Annotated in this window: 18 protein-coding genes; 6 read left to right on the top strand and 12 right to left on the bottom strand. The window is 65.4% G+C overall.

Annotated elements, in window-relative coordinates:
- Positions 1–18: 18 nt before the first annotated feature.
- From RXV88_RS12640 to RXV88_RS12610, 7 genes are all read right to left on the bottom strand, one after another.
- Positions 19–1,320 carry a branched-chain amino acid ABC transporter permease gene (locus RXV88_RS12640; protein WP_316293377.1) on the bottom strand — a complete coding sequence of 434 codons (1,302 nt, stop codon included), beginning with the start codon at positions 1,318–1,320 and terminating at the stop codon, positions 19–21.
- A complete protein-coding gene (locus RXV88_RS12635; protein ID WP_316293401.1) occupies positions 1,317–2,327 on the bottom strand; it encodes a branched-chain amino acid ABC transporter permease in 1,011 nt (336 codons plus the stop codon). The genes RXV88_RS12640 and RXV88_RS12635 overlap by 4 nt, the downstream gene beginning before the upstream one ends.
- Positions 2,327–2,701, bottom strand: coding sequence for a hypothetical protein (locus tag RXV88_RS12630; protein ID WP_316293375.1), 375 nt, complete (start codon positions 2,699–2,701; stop codon positions 2,327–2,329). Before RXV88_RS12630 ends, RXV88_RS12635 begins: the two co-directional genes overlap by 1 nt.
- Entirely contained in the window at positions 2,683–3,030 is a 348-nt protein-coding gene (locus RXV88_RS12625; protein WP_316293373.1) for a hypothetical protein, read from the bottom strand. The genes RXV88_RS12630 and RXV88_RS12625 overlap by 19 nt, the downstream gene beginning before the upstream one ends.
- Positions 3,027–3,854 carry an ABC transporter ATP-binding protein gene (locus RXV88_RS12620; RefSeq protein ID WP_316293371.1) on the bottom strand — a complete coding sequence of 276 codons (828 nt, stop codon included), beginning with the start codon at positions 3,852–3,854 and terminating at the stop codon, positions 3,027–3,029. The genes RXV88_RS12625 and RXV88_RS12620 overlap by 4 nt, the downstream gene beginning before the upstream one ends.
- A 172-nt stretch (positions 3,855–4,026) precedes the next feature.
- Positions 4,027–4,803, bottom strand: coding sequence for an ABC transporter ATP-binding protein (locus RXV88_RS12615; RefSeq protein ID WP_316293369.1), 777 nt, complete (start codon positions 4,801–4,803; stop codon positions 4,027–4,029).
- Positions 4,804–4,895: 92 nt separating this feature from the next.
- Complete coding sequence (locus RXV88_RS12610) at positions 4,896–6,092, bottom strand: ABC transporter substrate-binding protein (protein WP_316293367.1); 1,197 nt, start codon at positions 6,090–6,092, stop codon at positions 4,896–4,898.
- 140 nt (positions 6,093–6,232) lie between these two features.
- Here RXV88_RS12610 and RXV88_RS12605 point away from each other — a divergent pair, with 140 nt between their 5' ends.
- Entirely contained in the window at positions 6,233–7,339 is a 1,107-nt protein-coding gene (locus RXV88_RS12605) for a PQQ-dependent sugar dehydrogenase (RefSeq protein WP_316293366.1), read from the top strand.
- 21 nt (positions 7,340–7,360) lie between these two features.
- Here the strand turns inward: RXV88_RS12605 and RXV88_RS12600 are convergent, their stop codons facing one another.
- Positions 7,361–8,365 carry a GlxA family transcriptional regulator gene (locus tag RXV88_RS12600; RefSeq protein ID WP_316293364.1) on the bottom strand — a complete coding sequence of 335 codons (1,005 nt, stop codon included), beginning with the start codon at positions 8,363–8,365 and terminating at the stop codon, positions 7,361–7,363.
- Between the two features lie 172 nt (positions 8,366–8,537).
- Here RXV88_RS12600 and RXV88_RS12595 point away from each other — a divergent pair, with 172 nt between their 5' ends.
- Positions 8,538–9,908, top strand: coding sequence for a class II 3-deoxy-7-phosphoheptulonate synthase (locus RXV88_RS12595; protein WP_316293362.1), 1,371 nt, complete (start codon positions 8,538–8,540; stop codon positions 9,906–9,908).
- Between the two features lie 66 nt (positions 9,909–9,974).
- On the opposite strand, the gene ggpS is transcribed toward RXV88_RS12595, so the two are convergent.
- Genes ggpS through RXV88_RS12580 form a run of 3 tightly spaced genes read right to left on the bottom strand, consistent with a single transcriptional unit; the run spans position 9,975 to position 13,386 of the window.
- The gene (ggpS, locus tag RXV88_RS12590; protein WP_316293360.1) at positions 9,975–11,465 is read right to left on the bottom strand and encodes a glucosylglycerol-phosphate synthase; all 1,491 of its coding nucleotides are present in this window, start codon (positions 11,463–11,465) and stop codon (positions 9,975–9,977) included.
- Between the two features lie 3 nt (positions 11,466–11,468).
- The gene (locus RXV88_RS12585) at positions 11,469–12,242 is read right to left on the bottom strand and encodes an HAD family hydrolase (RefSeq protein WP_316293357.1); all 774 of its coding nucleotides are present in this window, start codon (positions 12,240–12,242) and stop codon (positions 11,469–11,471) included.
- Positions 12,243–12,246: 4 nt separating this feature from the next.
- Positions 12,247–13,386, bottom strand: coding sequence for an NAD(P)H-dependent glycerol-3-phosphate dehydrogenase (locus RXV88_RS12580; RefSeq protein WP_316293355.1), 1,140 nt, complete (start codon positions 13,384–13,386; stop codon positions 12,247–12,249).
- 419 nt (positions 13,387–13,805) lie between these two features.
- Here RXV88_RS12580 and RXV88_RS12575 point away from each other — a divergent pair, with 419 nt between their 5' ends.
- Entirely contained in the window at positions 13,806–14,714 is a 909-nt protein-coding gene (locus RXV88_RS12575) for a UTP--glucose-1-phosphate uridylyltransferase (RefSeq protein ID WP_316293354.1), read from the top strand.
- 77 nt (positions 14,715–14,791) lie between these two features.
- Here RXV88_RS12575 and RXV88_RS12570 read toward each other — a convergent pair whose 3' ends face one another.
- Positions 14,792–15,478: a PAS domain-containing protein gene (locus RXV88_RS12570; protein WP_316293352.1), complete on the bottom strand. Its 687-nt coding sequence runs from the start codon at positions 15,476–15,478 to the stop codon at positions 14,792–14,794.
- Positions 15,479–15,717: 239 nt separating this feature from the next.
- On the opposite strand from RXV88_RS12570, the gene RXV88_RS12565 reads away from it, so the two are divergent.
- From RXV88_RS12565 to RXV88_RS12555, 3 genes are read left to right on the top strand one after another with little or no spacing between them, the layout of a single operon-like run.
- Entirely contained in the window at positions 15,718–16,608 is an 891-nt protein-coding gene (locus RXV88_RS12565; RefSeq protein ID WP_316293349.1) for a YicC/YloC family endoribonuclease, read from the top strand.
- Positions 16,609–16,611: 3 nt separating this feature from the next.
- Complete coding sequence (gene gmk / locus RXV88_RS12560; protein ID WP_316293348.1) at positions 16,612–17,253, top strand: guanylate kinase; 642 nt, start codon at positions 16,612–16,614, stop codon at positions 17,251–17,253.
- Entirely contained in the window at positions 17,250–17,771 is a 522-nt protein-coding gene (locus RXV88_RS12555; RefSeq protein ID WP_316293346.1) for a gamma carbonic anhydrase family protein, read from the top strand. The genes gmk and RXV88_RS12555 overlap by 4 nt, the downstream gene beginning before the upstream one ends.
- Positions 17,772–17,783 lie beyond the last annotated feature (12 nt).

Genomic DNA, 17,783 nt, shown 5'->3' with positions numbered 1-17,783 from the left:
GGCGGTGGCCCCCGCGCCTCAGCGCTCGGGCAGCAACCCGCGCGGGCTGAACCGCAGCACCAGCAGCAGGATGACCCCCATGCTCAGAAGCCGCATGTGCTGCACGCTGTCCAGCAGATGCGCCTTGAGCGCCGAACCATCCGCCATGCCCACGGTGATCAGCGCCATGACCGCCTGGCCGATGGGTTCGACCTGCACCCAGAGGAACCAGATCAGGAACCCGCCCAGCACCGCGCCCAGATTGTTGCCCGATCCGCCCACGATCACCATCACCCAGATGAGGAAAGTATAGCGCAAAGGCTGGTAGGTGCCCGGTGTCAGCTGCCCGTCCAGGGTGGTCATCATCGCGCCCGCCATCCCGCAGATGGCCGAGCCCAGGATGAACACCTGCAAATGTCGCGCGGTCACGTCCTTGCCCATGGCGCGGGCCGAGACCTCGTTGTCGCGAATGGCGCGCATCATCCGGCCCCAGGGCGATTTCAGCGCCAGCTGCGCCAGCACCAGCAGCACGATCAGCACAGCCGCGAAAAGCAGCGCGTATTCCAGCTTCACGTAGAGCGTCGAGGCCGTGGTGGCATCGAGCCCGAAACCCTGCGCGCGCTCGACAAAGGCCGGGTCGTTCTGCAGGTCGATCTCATAGGGCACGGGGCGGGGCAGGCCGATCACGTTCTTCACGCCGCGCGCCAGCCAGTCCTCGTTCTTGAGGATGGCGATCACGATCTCGGCGATGCCCAGCGTCGCGATGGCCAGATAATCCGACCTGAGCCCCAGCGCGGTCTTGCCGATCACCCACGCAGCCCCCGCCGCCAGAAGCCCACCCACGGGCCAGGCGATCAGCACCGGCAGGCCCAGCCCGCCCAGATAGCCGGTTGCGGCCGGATCAACCGCCTCAATCGCCTCGACCGACGGGTCGAGCACGGCGCGATAGACGAAGAAGCCCACCAGCACGATGGCCGCCACAACCCAGCCGCGCAGCCCCCGGCGCACGCGTCGCCAGGCCAGAATCGCCGCCGCAATGGTCGCCGCCCCGAACGCCAGCGCCGCCAGCAGCCCCACGCCGCCCGCACGCCACGCCTCGCCCACGGGCGGCATCGAGATCAGCACAACCGCCAGACCACCCAGTGCGACAAAGCCCATGACGCCCACGTTGAACAGCCCCGCAAGGCCCCATTGCAGGTTCACCCCCAGCGCCATCACCGCGCTGACCAGCCCCATGTTCAGGATCAGCAGCGCCGAGTTCCAGCTCTGCACCACGCCGGTGCCGAGGATCAGCACCGCGATCACCGCGAAAAGCACCCAGGTTCGCACAGAATGGCTCATACCGCTTTCCCCTTGAAGAGGCCCGTCGGGCGGAACAGCAACACGATCACCAGAATGACGAAGCTGACCGCGAATTTGTAATCCGTGCTCAGAAGCTGCACGAGCCCGTCAGGCTCCAGCGCCTCTGGCATCAGATAGCCCAGCACCTTTTTCCAGGCATAGGTGATCCCGACCTCGGAAAAGGCGATCACGAAGCCGCCCGCGATGGCCCCCAGCGGGCTGCCCAGCCCGCCGACGATTGCCGCGGCGAAGATGGGCAGCAGCAGCTGGAAATAGGTGAAGGGCTTGAACGTCTTGTCGAGCCCGTAAAGCACCCCCGCCACCGTCGCCAGCGCCGCCACGATCAGCCATGTCACCATGACCACCCGTTCGGGGTTGATGCCGGACAAAAGCGCCAGATCCTCGTTGTCGGAATAGGCGCGCATGCTCTTGCCGGTGCGGGTCTTGTTCAGGAACCAAAAGAGCACCGCCACCACGATCACCGCCGTCACGATGGTGATCCCCTGGCTGGTCTTCAGCGCCAGCCCTTCCCGCAGCCCCGTCATGTCTCGGAAATCGCGCGCCGAGATGATGAACCGCGCGCCATCGGCAAAGCGCTGGTCGTCCGGCCCGATGATGAACCGTGTCAGCCCGTTGTAGATGAACATCACCCCCATCGACACGATCACCAGGATCACCGGCTTGGCCTTTTGCGCCCGGTAGAACCGGTACACCACCCGGTCGGTCACCAGCAGCAGCGCCGCCGCCCCCGCGATGCCGAAGGGTATGGCCAGCAGCGCCGTCGGCAACGGGCCCAGGCTGATCCCCCAGGACTGGAACGCCCAGGTGAATAGGATCGCAACCATGGTGCCGAAGGCCATGCTGTCGCCATGGGCAAAGTTGGAAAACCGCAGGATTCCGTAGATCAGCGTGACGCCCAGGGCCCCCAGCGCCAACTGGCTGCCATAAGCCATGGCCGGGATGAGAACGAAGTTGGTCAGCGCCACGATGGCGTTCAGAAAGTCCATCATTCCCCCAATTCGCAGGTGCCGGTCGCCAGGGTCCGGCTGAGGCTGCATTTGACCGACAGGGTTCTCAGGCTCGCCTTGCAGGACGGATCGGCGCGCCGCCAGAAATAGAGATCCTCGTGAAAGATCACCACTTCGATCCCCTCCGGCTGCACGCGCGCATATTCCGGCCCGACGTAGGGGTCGAGGTCGACGGCCCGCCAGACTGTTTCGTCACCGCCGGGGGTCTGGAACCGCCCGTCTTCCATGGTGAATTGGCGCGGCGGGCAGCCCGCCTCGGCGCCGCAATCGTTGGTCTGGGTGCAGCTGCGTTCGGCCCCCATGGCCGCGCCTGCCGCCAGCACCAGCGACAGGATCATTCCCGTTCGGAACATGTTCCCTCCAAATCCGCATCGCGCCCGCTGTCGCTCAGCCGGGCGCTGCCGTCGGGCGCGATCAGCAGCAGCAATTCACGCCCCTCGTGGCTCTCTGCCCAAAAGCCGCGATGCCCGGTCGCCATCAGGATCGGCTCGGCCAGGAACCTGTCGCCGCCCATCTCCACCAGCGTCTCGGCCCGCCGCGGCGGCTCTCCGCCATCGACCGCCGGGGCGAATTGCGCGCGGTCGATCTCGAAGCCGAGCGTCACCTCGCCCAGCTGACAGACGATCCGCTCGGCCATCGCCGGGGCAGGGGCAAGCGACAAGGCCAGAACCAACGCCCTCATCCCCCCAGAAAGCTGCGGCGCACGTCGTCATCGGCCAACAGCTCTTTCCCGGTGCCGGTAAAGGCGTTGCGCCCCTGCACCAGCACATAGCCCTTGTCGGCGATCTCCAGCGCCTGGCGGGCGTTCTGCTCGACCATCAGGATCGAGATGCCCGTCCGCGCCACCTCGATGATCCGGTCGAAAAGCTCGTCCATGACGATGGGGCTGACCCCGGCGGTCGGCTCGTCCAGCATCAGCACCTGCGGCCTGGTCATCAGCGCGCGGCCCACCGCCACCTGCTGGCGCTGCCCGCCCGACAATTCCCCCGCCGCCTGGCGCCGCTTTTCCTTGAGGATCGGAAACAGATCATAGACCTGCGCCATGGTCCCGCTGAAATCGTCGTCGCGGATAAAGGCCCCCATCTCCAAGTTCTCCTCCACCGTCATCGAGGTGAAGATGTTCGAGGTCTGCGGCACAAAGCCCATGCCCTTGGCCACCCGCGCCTGCGGGCTCAGCGCAGTGATGTCGCGCCCGCCCAGCCGCACCGCGCCCTCGCGCAGGTTCAGCATGCCGAAGACCGCCTTCATCGCGGTGGACTTGCCCGCGCCGTTGGGCCCCACGATCACCGCGATCTCGCCCTTTTCCACCGCAATGGTGCAGCCATGCAGGATATCCGCCCCGCGCCCGTAGCCGCCGGTCATGGCGTCGCCGATCAGATACGGCTCGGGCGCGCTCGCATCGGGCCGCGGCGCGTTCTTCGCAGGCGTCAGCGTCCCGACGCCATCGGGATTGGCGATCGACCGATCCTTGTTGCCGCGGTCGTCCTGATAGGGATTGCCGCTCATGCCGCCCCCCTTTTCATCTGGTCATAAATATCCCGGGGGGTGTGGGGGGCTGGCCCCCCACGTTCAATTTCCCAGTCGGTCGTCATTGTCGCGCCATTGGTCCGAGAGACAATGGCGACGGGGGCTGGCCCCCCACCGGTCGGACCGGCCGCAGGCCGGTTCGAAACCGCCATCACGCCGGCTCCTTGTTCTTCAGCCCGGTGCCGAGATAAGCCTCGATCACCTGCTCGTCGGCCTTGATCTCGTCGATGGTGCCCTCGGCCAGCACCTTGCCCTCGGCCATGACGATCACCGGGTCGCAGAGACGTCCGATGAAATCCATGTCGTGCTCGATCATGCAGAAGGTATAGCCGCGCTCGGTGTTCAGCCGCTGAATGGCGTCGCCGATGGTGTTCAACAGCGTGCGGTTCACGCCCGCGCCGACCTCGTCGAGAAAGACGATCTTGGCGTCCACCATCATCGTCCGCCCCAGCTCCAGCAGCTTTTTCTGACCGCCCGAAAGATTGCCCGCCTTCTCGTCCTTGAGATGTGAAATCGTCAGGAAATCAAGCACTTCATCGGCTTTCTTCAACAACTCCGCCTCTTCCTCGCCGATGCGGCGGCGGTGCACCCAGGACGACCAGATCGACTCGCCGGTTTGCCCGCCCGGCACCATCATCAGGTTCTCGCGGCAGGTCATCGACCCGAATTCATGCGCGATCTGGAAGGTGCGCAAGAGCCCCTTGTGAAACAATTCATGCGGCGGCAGGCCGGTGATGTCCTCGCCATCCATGAACACCTGCCCTGAGGTCGGCGGCAGCGCGCCCGCGATCACGTTGAAAAGCGTGGTCTTTCCGGCCCCGTTCGGCCCCACCAGCCCTGTGATCGACCCGGTGGCGATCTCGAGGCTGGCGCCGTCCACCGCGCGAAAGCCGCCGAAATGGCGGTGCAGGTCCTGAACCTTGATCAACGCATCTCCCCCGACACTTGAACTGCGCCCCTTATCTTATTGAAACAGCCCGAGGGTTTCCCCCGGGCTGTTCTTTCGCAAAGCCAAATGGCTTACTTGAAATCTACGGTTTCGTAGGCGCCGCCGGTCACGGTGTAGTAGCGGTAGGTGCCCGCCGCCTCGCCGGGGCCGATCAGCTCGACGTTGGTTGCGCCGACATAATCCACGTCGCCGCCGCCTGCGAGGATCTCCATCGCCTTGCCAAGCTCGCCCGGCAGGATCTTCTCACCCGGCGCGTTGGCCACGGCCAGCAGGTTGGCGGCAACCGCTTCCGACGTCGCCTCGCCGCCCGCCATCATCGCCATGGCGATCAGCGCCGCCGCGTCATAGCTTTCGCGGGTGAAGGACGACTCGCCGTTCACGCCCGCGGCTTCGGTGATCGCCGCGAACGCGTCCGCGCCTGCGCCCTGGCTCCACGGCACCGCGCCGAACGAGCCTTCCATGTCCGCGCCCAGATCCGCAAGCAGTGCGTCGCCATACATGCCGTCGCCCATCATGAACGTGTCGAAGGCGCCGGTGTCGAGCGCGGCCTGGATCATGCCCTTGCCGCCCTGGTCCGAATAGCCCAGCACCACCAGCAGCTCACCGCCAGCCGAGGCCAGCGCGCCGATTTCCGCCGAATAATCGGCCTTGCCGTCCTCATGCGGGGCGTTCAGCGTCACGGTGCCGCCACCCGCTTCGAAATTGGCGATGAAGCTGTCCGACAGGCCTTTGCCATAGTCGTTGTTGGTGTAGGTCACCGCCACTTCGGTGATGCCACGGTCGGCCAGGATGCCGGCCAGCACTTCGCCCTGGCGCGCATCCGACGGCGCGGTGCGGAAGAAGAGGCCATTGTCCTCGGCGGTCGACAGCGCCGGCGAGGTCGCCGAGGGCGACACCATCGGGATGCCGTTGGGCACCGCCACGTTGGACAGGACCGCGCCGGTCACGCCCGAGCAATCCGCGCCCATGATCGCCACGACACCATCGGTGGTGACCAGACGTTCGGCGGCGGCGGTGGCGGCGGCGGCGTCCACGCAGGTCGAATCCGCGCGCACCGGCACCAGCGTCACACCGTCGAGGAACATGCCGCTGTCGTTGATCTCGGACAGCGCCAGCTCGGCGCTGGCGCCCATCATCGGGGTCAGCGATTCAATCGGGCCGGTGAAGCCCAGGATCACGCCCACCTTGGCCTCGGACGCGTGGCCCGCGGCGAAGGCGGCGGAGGTGGCAAGTGCGGTGGCCGCGGTGGCCATCAGCAGATGTTTCATATGTCAATTCCCTTGTTGGAGCTTTTCTTCTGGCGCGGAGCCTAAGCAACGCCCGTGAAAAAGAAAAGCCGAAACAAAGCGTCGGAAACACCGCTTGCCGTAACAAAAGACGCCCCCATATCGACCTCAGGAGGACGATAATGCGACAAATACTTTGCTCGGCCGCACTGGCCCTCATTCCAATGGCCGCACTGGCCGAACCGATTCCCACTTCGGCCGGGCCGATGCAGGCCGAACCGGTGGTGCAGGACCTCGAAGAGCCCTGGGCGGTCGGCTTTCTGCCCGACGGCACGCTGCTGATCACCGAGCGCGAGGGGCGGCTTTTGTCGGTGCGCGACGGCGCGCGGCGCGAAGTTTCGGGTCTGCCCCGGATCCGGGCCGAAGGGCAGGGCGGGCTGCTCGACATTCTGGTGCCTTCCGATTTCGCCGAAACAAGGCAGATATTCCTGACCTATTCCAAGCGGCAGGGCTTTCGCGGGTCCGGCACGGCGGTCTACCGCGCCGAGCTTTCCGCCGACGGCACGCGGCTGGAAAACGGCCGCACCATATTCGAGATCGCGCGCGGCACCGGCGGCGGCTTTCATTTCGGCTCGCGGCTGGTCGAGGGGCCAGAGGGCACGCTTTTCGTGACCGTCGGCGACCGGGGCAACCCCGACGAGGCGCAGGATCTGGCGATGCACAACGGCTCTGTCCTGCGCATCGACCGGAACGGCGACGCCCCCGGTGACAACCCCTTTGCCGAAGATCGCGGCGCGCAGGCCGAGATCTGGTCCTATGGCCATCGCAACCCCCAAGGGGCGGCGATGGATGCGGACGGGCAGCTGTGGGTGGCCGAACACGGCGCGCGCGGCGGCGACGAGGTGAACCGGGTCGAGAAGGGCGTCAACTTTGGCTGGCCGGTGATTTCCTACGGGGTGAATTACAACGGCACGCCCATCGGCGAGGGGCAGGCCAAAGAGGGCATGGCCCAGCCGGTGCATTACTGGGACCCGTCCATCGCGCCGTCTGGAATGGCCTTCTACAACGGCGATCTGATCCCCGAGTGGCAGGGCGACGCCTTTGTCGGATCGCTGAAGTTCGACTACATCGCGCGGCTTTCGGGCGACCCTTTGCGCGAGGTGGAACAGATCGCAAGCGACGCGACAGCACGCGTCCGCGACGTGCGCACCGGCCCCGACGGGGCGCTGTGGTTCCTCAGCGTGGTCAACGGTGCGCTCTACCGGCTGGCCCCAGCCGAGGGGAGCTAAGCCCGCCCGGCGCGGCAGTCGTCAGACCGACAGCCGCATCCCGTGCGTGCCGCGTTCGCGGTAGGGCGTGGTGTCGTAATGCGCGCGGTAGCATTTTGAGAAATGCGAAGGCGAGGCGAAGCCGCAGGCCAGGGCGACGTTGATCACGCTCATGTCGGTCTGCATCAGCAGATTGCGCGCCTTCTGCAGCCGCAGCTCCATGTAGTAACGCTTGGGGCTGCGGTTGAGGTAACGGCGGAAGAGCCGTTCCAGCTGGCGGGTCGACATGCCGACCCTCTGGGCCAGGATCGCGGGCGAAATCGGTTCTTCGATATTGGCCTCCATCATCTGGATGACCTGGCTCAGCTTGGGGTGGCGCACGCCGATGCGAGTGGGCACCGACAGGCGCTGGGTGTCCTGATCGGTGCGGATCGAGGAATAGATCAGCTGATCGGCCACCGCATTGGCCAGTTCCTCGCCGTGATCGTCGGCGATCACCTTGAGCATCAGGTCGATCGACGAGGTGCCCCCGGCGGTGGTCATGCGGTTGCCGTCGATGACGAACACCGATTTGGTCAGATCGACCTCGTCGAATTCCTCGGCAAAGCTGTCCTGGTTTTCCCAGTGGATCGTCGCCTTCTTGCCGTCCAGCAGCCCGGCCCGCGCCAGGGTGTAGCCGGCGGTGCAGAGCCCGCCCACCTTGATCCCGCGCCGCGCCTCGCGGCGCAGCCAGTTGAGCATGCGCTTGGTGGTGGCCTGCTGCACGTCGATGCCGCCGCAGACCATGACCGTGTCGTCGCGGCCCAGCTCGGGCAGATCGCATTCCAGCCGGAAATTGACCCCCGCCGAACAGGTGACGCCATCGCCGCCCTCGCCGGTGATCAGCCAGGAATAGAGCGTCTTGTCGGCCATGCGGTTGGCGATGCGAAGCGATTCGACCGCCGCGGCAAAGCACAGCATGGTGAATTCCGGCAGCAGCACGAATACGAACCGCCGCGGTTTTTTGTCGGAGGTTTCGACCTCGATACGCTGTTGGCGGCTTTGCATCCCTTGCCTTTCCTCACCGAATTCCGCCCTTGGGCGGTCGTTTGCCGATCACATGGGCAGAATGTGCCCAAAGCGTCAAGCAATGTCGCGCATTTCGTATATGGTCAGCGCGGCGCGGCTTTTGTAGAAGGAAGGCTGCGAACGCTAACAGACCTGACCGGAGACCAGACCAATGACCGAGTGGCAGAAATCGAACTGGCGCGCCAAGCCGCGGGTTCAGATGCCCGACTATACGGATGAGGACGCGCTGCACGCCGTCGAGGCGCAGCTTGCCAAATATCCGCCGCTGGTCTTTGCCGGTGAGGCGCGCAAGCTCAAGACCGCGCTGGGGGCCGCGTCGCGTGGCGAGGCGTTCCTGCTGCAAGGCGGGGATTGCGCCGAAAGCTTCGACCAGTTCTCGGCCAACGGGATCCGCGACACCTTCAAGGTGATGCTGCAGATGGCCATGGTGCTGACCTTTGGCGCCAAGGTGCCGGTGGTCAAGGTGGGCCGCATGGCCGGGCAATTCGCCAAGCCGCGCTCGGCCCCGACCGAGGTAAAGGACGGCGTCGAACTGCCCAGCTACCGCGGCGACATCGTCAACGAGCTCGACTTCACGCCTGAGGCGCGCATCCCCGATCCGCGCAAGATGCTGCAGGCCTACACCCAGGCGGCGGCGACGCTGAACCTGCTGCGCGCCTTTTCGACGGGCGGTTATGCCGACGTGCACCAAGTGCACGCCTGGACGCTGGGCTTCACCGACCGCGACGAGGCCGAGAAATACCGCGACATGGCCAACCGCATCAGCGACACGCTTGATTTCATGAAAGCCGCCGGGATCGACAGCGACGGCAACGCCGCACTGCAGACGGTGGATTTCTACACCAGCCACGAAAGCCTGCTGCTGGAATACGAAGAGGCGCTCTGCCGTCTGGATTCGACCTCGGGCAAGTGGCTGGCGGGTTCTGGCCACATGATCTGGATCGGCGACCGCACGCGCCAGCCCGACGGTGCGCATGTGGAATTCGCGCGCGGCGTGCTGAACCCGGTGGGGCTGAAATGCGGGCCGACCACGACGGCCGAGGACCTCAAGGTGCTGATGGCCAAGCTGAACCCGGAAAACGAACCGGGCAAGCTGTCGCTGATCGCGCGCTTCGGCGCGGGCAAGGTGGGCGAACATCTGCCGCGCCTGATCAAGGCCGTGGCCGAGGAAGGCGCGAACGTCACCTGGGTCTGCGACCCGATGCACGGCAACACGATCAAGAGCTCGTCGGGCTACAAGACCCGGCCCTTCGACGCGGTGCTGCGCGAGGTCATGGAATTCTTTGCAGTGCACAATGCCGAGGGCACGATCCCCGGCGGCGTGCATTTCGAGATGACCGGTCAGGACGTGACCGAATGCACCGGCGGCGTGCGCGCGGTGACCGACGAGGATCTGAGCGACCGCTACCACACCGCCTGCGACCCGCGTCTCAACGCCTCGCAATCGCTCGAGCTGGCGTTCCTCGTCGCCGAGGAACTGACCGCGCGGCGCGAGAAGGCGGGCAGCGTCGCCCACGGCTGATGCGCAGCCTCAGAACGCAACAAAGGCCGGAGCATCGCTCCGGCCTTTGTCGTTTTGCGGCGGGGGTCAGGCCGCGTCGGAAAACGTCTTGGGCGACAGCAGCGCCAGCTGCTCTTCGGCCCATTTGTGCGTATCGTATTTCTCGACCGCGGCACGCAGCGCCTGCATGCGGGCGCGCCGCTCTTCGGCAGGCATGTCCAGCGCCTGTTCGATCGCCATATCCATAGAGCGGTTCGAGAACGGGTTGGTCAGCACCGCCGAGCTGAGCTGAATGGCCGCGCCGGCGAATTCCGACAGCACCAGCACGCCGTCGTCGTCGCTGCGCGAGGCCACGAATTCCTTGCACACAAGGTTCATGCCATCGGCCAGCGGCGTGATCCAGGCCACGTCGGCAACCTGGTAATAGGAAACCAGGCGTTCGAACGGGATCGCGCGGGAAATAAGCGACACGGGGTGCGAGCTGAACGTGCCGTGCCGTCCGTTGATCCGGCCCGCGATTTCCTCGAGCTCTTTCTGGATCGGCTCGTAGACGGTCATGTTGCGGTTTGCGCTGACCGACACATGCAGCAGTCGAAGCTTGCCTGCCAGTTCCGGACGCCGGTCCAGAAGCCGTTCGAAGGCCAGCAGCTGATCGGCGCCGCCCTTGGTGTAATCGGTCCGGCCCACCGACAGAACCAGCTGTGCGCCGCCCAGCTCTTCGCGGATTTCCCCGGCCTGCGCGGCGGTGGCGTCGCTGGTGGCGATCTGGTTGATATAGCTTGTGTCCACGCCGACCGGCGTAACGCCCAGCTGCACCACGCGGTCCTCTGTGTGGATGGCCGTGGGCACGGTGCGGTCCGACAGGGCCGATCCTTCGGACACGAATTCCTCGTCGACCGAGGTTCGCGGCACACTCTGCACGTCGCGCAGCGACCGGACGCAGGACACGAAATTGGCGGCATAGCGCGGAATGTGAAAGCCCACCACGTCGCAGGCCAGCAGGCTGTCGATGATCTCGCCGCGCCAGGGCAGCACGTTGAACATGTCGGCGGCGGGGAAGGGGGTGTGGTGGAAGAACGAGATGCGCAGGTCAGGGCGCATCTTGCGCAGATAACCCGGCACCAGCCACAGGTTGTAGTCGTGGATCCAGACCGACGCGCCCTGCGCCGCCTCAGCGGCGGCGGCCTCGGCGAAGGCCCAGTTCACCTCGCGGAAGGTGGGCCAGTCGACGGGATCGTAGTTATACTTTTCCTTGAACCCGTGCAGGATCGGCCAGAACGCCTCTTTCGAGGTGACGTGATAGAAGCTGCTGACCTGTTCGGCGGTCAGCGGCAGCCGCGACACGGTGTACTTGCCGAAACTGTCCTCGATCTCGACCACGCGCTCGAACCCGGGGTTTGACGGGTCTTCGGCCTGTTTCCACGCCACCCAGGCGGCATTGTCGACGCGGCCGAAAAAGCTTTTGAGCGTGGGAACGATGCCGTTCGGGCTCTTGTTTTCGCGCAGCACGATCTGGCCGTTTTCCTCGACCTCTTCATAAGGCTGGCGGTGGTAGACGATCACGAGATCGCTGGACATGGGTCAGGATCCTTTCGCAACAGAATGCATTTCGTTCACCTCGACGGCCTCGAGAATGCCGGCCGCGCCGACACCGCCCGCCTTGTGAACGTGGCTCAAGGGTTCAACGCGCGACAAAAGCGCAGGTTCCGCGCCGCCCACGGCGACGGCGGGCAGGCCGCATTCCAGCATCGACAGATCGTTCAGCGTGTCGCCCGCGGCCAGCACCTTTTCCTCGGCGATGCGCAGGTGCCGCACCAGCCGGCGCAGCGACGGGCCCTTGCTGACCCCGCGCGGCAGCACATCGAAAAAGCGGTTGTCCGACAGCAGCGGGTCGAGCCCCATGCCCCGCACGAGGTGTTCTGCGTGCCCGTCGTAGAGCGACATGTCGACGTCAAAGCTGACGCGGTAGCGGAATTCGGTGTTCTGTGGCGTCAGCCCCGGCACGTCGGCCAGCGCGCGCCGCACCTTGTCACCGGCATCGCCCCAGGCCTGGGCGATCTCGTGTTCGAGCGTTTCGATGGGCAGGATCTCGCCATTGTCGACCCGCGCGATGGTGGTGCCGACGTCGCCGATCACGAATTCCGGCCAGGGCACCCCGCCGTCGCAAAGCTCGGCGATGAATTCGGGGTCGCGGCCGGTCACGAAGATCAGCCCGATGGTGTCGCGGTTCTCTTCGATCCAGTCGTAAAGCCGGCGGCGGTCTTCGTCAGAGCCGCCCAGGAAGGTGCCATCGAGATCGGTGGCCAGTACGAATTGCCGATCGTTGATCGGGGGTCGGATGCTTAGGTCTTTCATAACGTCATATCCTTGCGGAGATCGGGTGTGCCAGGGCGATGTCGAGCGCCCTCGGTTCGGATTCGATGGGCCGCGCCCAGAGGTCCGAAAACGTTCGGGTCAGGTCCGCGCCTTCGTGCAGGATGGCGTGGACCGCTTCGCAGATGGGCATCGGCACGCCGACGCGGCGCGCCAGATCGACGACGGACACCGCGTTGACCTCGCCCTCGACCACGACGGCGCGGCCTTCGAAGCAGGCGTCGCGCGGTGTGCCCTGGCCCAGCTGCACGCCAAGCGACATGTTGCGCGAGGTGGTGGACGAGCAGGTCAGCGTCAGATCGCCAGCGCCCGACAGGCCGGTGACCGTCTCGCGGCGGCCGCCCAGCGCCTCGGCCAGCGCCTTCATCTCGTCCATGCCGCGGGTGATCAGCGCGGCGCGGGTGTTCTCGGCAAATCCCGCCCCGGTCATCATGCCGCAGGCGATGGCGATCACGTTCTTGACCGCGCCGCCGATCTCGACCCCTACGATGTCGTCCGACATATAGGGGCGGAAATTGGCGTCGCTCATGCTGACGGCCAGCCGTGCTGCGGGGCTGTCCTGCGGGGCCAGCCGGTCTGCGTAGGAAAACGGGAAGGCGACTGTGGCGGCGGTCGGGTGCCCCAGCGCGGTCTCGCGCGCGAAGGTCGGGCCCGACAGCGCGCCGACCGGATGGCCCGGCAATTCTTCTTCGATCACCTTTGTCAGCAGATAGCCCGTGCCGCGCTCGATCCCCTTGCAGCAAAGCGCAATCGGCGTGCCCGGCGCGATGTGCGGGCGCATGTCGTCGCACATCTGGCGCAGGGAATGCGACGGGGTGACCATCAGGATGACATCGGCGCCGCTCAGGGCCTCGGCGATGTCCGAGGTCGGCGCGATGCGTTCGGGCAACTCGACATCCGGCAGGTAATCGGCGTTCCTTCCGGTGGCGCGCATGGTCTGAACCAGCGCCTCTCGCCGGCCCCAGAGCCGCACCTGACCTCCAGCGCGCGCGGCGACGCAGGCCAGCGCCGTGCCCCAGCTGCCCATGCCCAGAACCGCAATCGTGCGATAGGGTCGGGATTGCTTTGTATCCGGCGCTTCAGGCACGTCCGGCGCGATCGGCATGTTCATATGTGTTCCGTCCATCATCCTCGGGGGCGAGAGGGAACGCCCCGTTCCAAGACCTCATGTCTGTTCCGTCCGATCTCAAACTATGCAGGGCGGCATTGGGTTCCAGGGAATCGCCCTGGCTTTTCCGTGTTTTCCACACTGGTTCACGAAAAGACGCATTTTCACGCTCTTTCTTGCCGCGACCGCACAAAAATTAGGCACGCTAAGTATTTTTTGCAACCAAACTATGTGGAATTTCCCGTCCGGGATACGCCAAGGTCGTTCCAGATCATGTGCCCTAATCACCGAAACGCGGATATACGGCACAAAATATACCAAAAATCCGCTGTGGAACCAAAGCGCGAGTTGCGTCGTTTGACTCGCAAGACAAGCGTCGTACCTTTTATACTGACGCCGCAGCGCGGCGATTGGTTTGCATAGCGAAGGAGTTTTCCATGCCCGATCCGGACAATACCGGTTTCGCCCAAGTCCGTACCGCCATCTTCCCGGTGGCAGGAATGGGCACCCGCTTTCTGCCCGCCACCAAGGCCACTCCGAAAGAGCTGCTGCCGGTCCTGGATCGCCCGCTGATCCAGTTCGCCATCGACGAGGCGCGCGCGGCGGGGGTCGAGCGCATGATCTTCGTCAGCCATCCCGACAAAGGGGCGATCGAGCGCTATGTCCGCGCCGACGAAGACCTCTGCGCCACGCTTCGTGAGCGCGGCAAACACAAGCTCGCCGCCGAGTTGGACGATCACGCCATCGACCCGTCGCAGGAAGACGTGCGCTTTGTGATGCAGCCCGAACCACTGGGGTTGGGCCACGCGGTGCTCTGCGCCGCCGAAGACGCGCTGCCGGGGCCGGTGGCCGTCATACTGCCAGACGATCTGATCCTGGGCGGGCGCGGCGCGCTGGCCGAGATGATCGAGGCGTACAGTTTTATGAACCGCGCGCACCTCGTGGCGACCATGGAAGTTGCCGATGAGGACGTGTCGAAATACGGCATCCTCTCTGTCACCGGGCGCAACGGGCCGGTTCTGATGGCTGACGGCATGGTCGAAAAACCCGCGCCAGAGGATGCGCCGTCGCGTCAGGCGGTCGTGGGGCGTTACGTGCTGGACGCGTCGATCTTCGACGATCTGCGCGGGCTGCCGCCCGGCGCGGGCGGCGAGATTCAGCTGACCGACGCTATCGCCAAGGGGCTCGAGCGGGTGACGCTGGGCGGCTTCCGCTTTTCAGGTCAGCGGTATGATTGCGGGTCGAAGCCGGGAATGCTGCAGGCGACGCTCGCCTATGCAGCGGGGCAAGAAGAATACCGCGATGTGCTGAACGCGTTCCAACCGACGCTGCTGGCAGCCGAGTAACGGCCGAACAACCTGTGAACACGAAACCGCCGGAGCCCCCCCAGGCCCCGGCGGTTTTTTCGTCGCGCGGTGCTGCGTCAATCGTCGTTCGACACGACGATCCGCAGATGCGGCTTTCCGGGTTCTGCCGGAGCATGGGCGAACGGGGCCGCGTCCTCGGCAAGGCCGGGGGACGCATTCGATCTGTCTTGGAAAGCTTCCGCTGCCTCATCAGGCACCAGATCACCCAAAGCATGTGTGATCTCGACACCGGTGATGTCGAACCGGCGGGGCGTGCGGCCGATGTCGCCATGCGTCGCCAGACAGCCCAAAGCGCGCGTGACATCGTTCATGTCGGATCTCAGAGGAAGCAGCAGCAGCGCGCCGTCGAGCGCGGGCCTGCCGAAACCGGCTTCGCCGCGCAAAGTGATCCGCAAGATCGCGGGATCACCGAAGAGACGCGGGATCGCCTCGGACAGCCGGTTGCGGGCGGCGGGGGTGAAAAGCGCGCTGAGCGGCATGCCCCCGACCTCCATCCCCATCAGATCGTTCAGATGACTGCCGGCCACGCGGATCTTGGCCAGCGACGGCCCCAGCCGTTCGGCCAGAAAGGCGTTCTCCAGCGCATCTTCCATGCCGCGCGGGTCGATGACGCTGCGCAGAGGCACGTCGGATCCCTCGCGCAGACCCAGCCAGTAACTTTCCACCAGGCGCAACGGCGCCATCGCGCGGTCCAGCCCGCGCGCGTTCATGGACACCACTCCATGTTCACCTCTTCGGAACATGTCTTCACTCCCAAACCCTGCAGATCGCTTCTGTTAACTGCGATCCCCATTATCACTTGCCCCACACTCGTTAACCTACCGCAACTCGGTCCCATTTTCGCCTCAATTGTAACTAAATGGTTAATAACTGCCGGATTCGTTAATCATCCTAAAATCCGCGGCGCGCTTGCCACCGGGTCATTCATTTTGTACCCCCCGATGCGACAGGGACCCCAATCGGCAAATCGAAAGGACAGCGCATGCGGCAGTCTATGACCGGCTATGCTTCGGGGCAGGGCGAATTTGGCCTGCACCGGTGGAGCTGGGACATGCGCGGCGTCAACGGCAAGGGGCTAGAGCTGCGCTTTCGCGTACCCGACTGGATCGGCGGGCTGGAGCCCCGGCTGAAGTCCGTGGCGCAAAAGGCGCTGGCGCGCGGCAACGTGCAACTGACGCTGCGGGTGCAGGGCAATGACGAAGAGGGCGCGCTATCGCTCAACGAGGCGCAGCTGGCGCAGGTGCTCAGCGCCATGGCGCGGATCGAGACCGACGCGATGAACGCGGGCCTGTCGCTTGCACCGTCGACGGCGGCGCAGATCGCGGGGCTGCGCGGGGTGATGGATGCGGGCGCGGCCGAAACCGACACCGAGGCGCTTACGGAGGCGCTGCTGGCCGACTTTCAGACCCTGCTGACGGCCTTCGTGGCCATGCGCAAAAGCGAAGGTGCTGCGCTGCAGGCGCTTCTGACCGGACAGGTCGACCAAATCGAACAGCTGGTCGCCGAGGCGGCGGAGGCCGTCGAGCAGCGGCGCGACGAACAGGCCGAAAAGCTGGCCGCCGCCATGGCCCGCGTAATGGACAACGCCGCCGATGCCGACCCCCAGCGCATCGCGCAGGAACTGGCGCTGATCGCGGTCAAGGCCGACGTCACCGAAGAGCTGGACCGCCTGCGCGCCCATATTGCCGCCGCCCGCGATCTGCTGGATCAGAAAGGCCCGGTGGGCCGCAAGCTCGATTTCCTGATGCAGGAATTCAACCGCGAGGCCAACACGCTCTGTTCCAAGGCGGGATCGGCGGTGCTGACGCAGATCGGGCTGACGCTCAAGACCGTGATCGACCAGATGCGCGAGCAGGTCCAGAATGTGGAGTGAACGATGACAGCCCGGCGCGGCCTTCTGATCATCCTGTCCTCGCCCTCGGGCGCGGGCAAATCGACCCTGTCGAAGCGGCTGCTGGAGTGGGACCCTACGCTGAAATTTTCGGTCTCGGCCACCACCCGCGCGCCGCGCCCCGGCGAGGTGGACGGGCAGGATTATCATTTCATGCCCGAGGACCGCTTCAAACAGGAGGTGGCCAGGGACGGGATGCTGGAACACGCCCATGTCTTCGGCCATTTCTACGGCTCGCCCCGCGGCCCGGTCGAAGAGGCCATCGGCGCGGGCTGCGACGTGGTCTTCGACATCGACTGGCAGGGCGCGCAGCAGATCGTCAACTCGGCGCTGGGGCCGCACACGCTGTCGGTCTTCATCCTGCCGCCCTCGATCATCGAGCTGCGCCGCCGGCTCGTCAGCCGGGGCCAGGACGCGCCCGAGGTGATCGCCAAGCGGATGCAGAAAAGCTGGGACGAGATCAGCCACTGGGGCAGCTACGATTACGTGCTGGTCAATGACGATCTGGAACGCACCTTCGACGATCTGCGCACCATCGTCACCGCCACGCGCCTGCGCAGATCGCAGCAGCCCGCGCTGGTCGACCATGTGCGCAAACTGCAGAACGAATTCGAGGATCTGACATGACGCTTTATGCCCTGGACGACGTGGCCCCCAAGATCGCCGAGGACGCCTGGATCGCGCCCGACGCGAACATGATCGGCAATGTGGTGGTCGAGGCCAAAGGCTCGGTCTGGTTCGGCTGCACCCTGCGGGGCGATAACGAAGAGATCCGCGTGGGCGCGGGCAGCAATGTGCAGGAAAACGTGGTCTGCCACACCGACGCGGGCTTTCCGCTGGTGATCGGGCGGGGCTGCACCATTGGCCATAAGGTCATGCTGCACGGCTGCACCATCGGCGACAATTCACTGATCGGCATGGGCGCGACGGTGCTGAACGGCGCCAGGATCGGGAACAACTGCCTGATCGGCGCAGGCGCGCTGATCACCGAAGGGAAAGAGATCCCCGACGGCGCTCTGGTGATGGGGGTACCGGGCAAGGTTGTCCGCATGCTCGACGCCAAGGCGATCCGGGGGCTGGAGCTGTCGGCGCTGCATTACCAGGAAAACGCCGCGCGCTTCGCCAAGGGTCTGCGGGCGCTATAGCACGCGAGAGCA

Origin of the sequence: Aestuariicoccus sp. MJ-SS9 (assembly GCF_032586235.1) — a bacterium.
Classification (GTDB): domain Bacteria; phylum Pseudomonadota; class Alphaproteobacteria; order Rhodobacterales; family Rhodobacteraceae; genus Aestuariicoccus.
The sequence above is the reverse complement of the archived record's forward strand: the minus strand, read 5'-3'. Positions and strand labels throughout refer to the sequence as shown.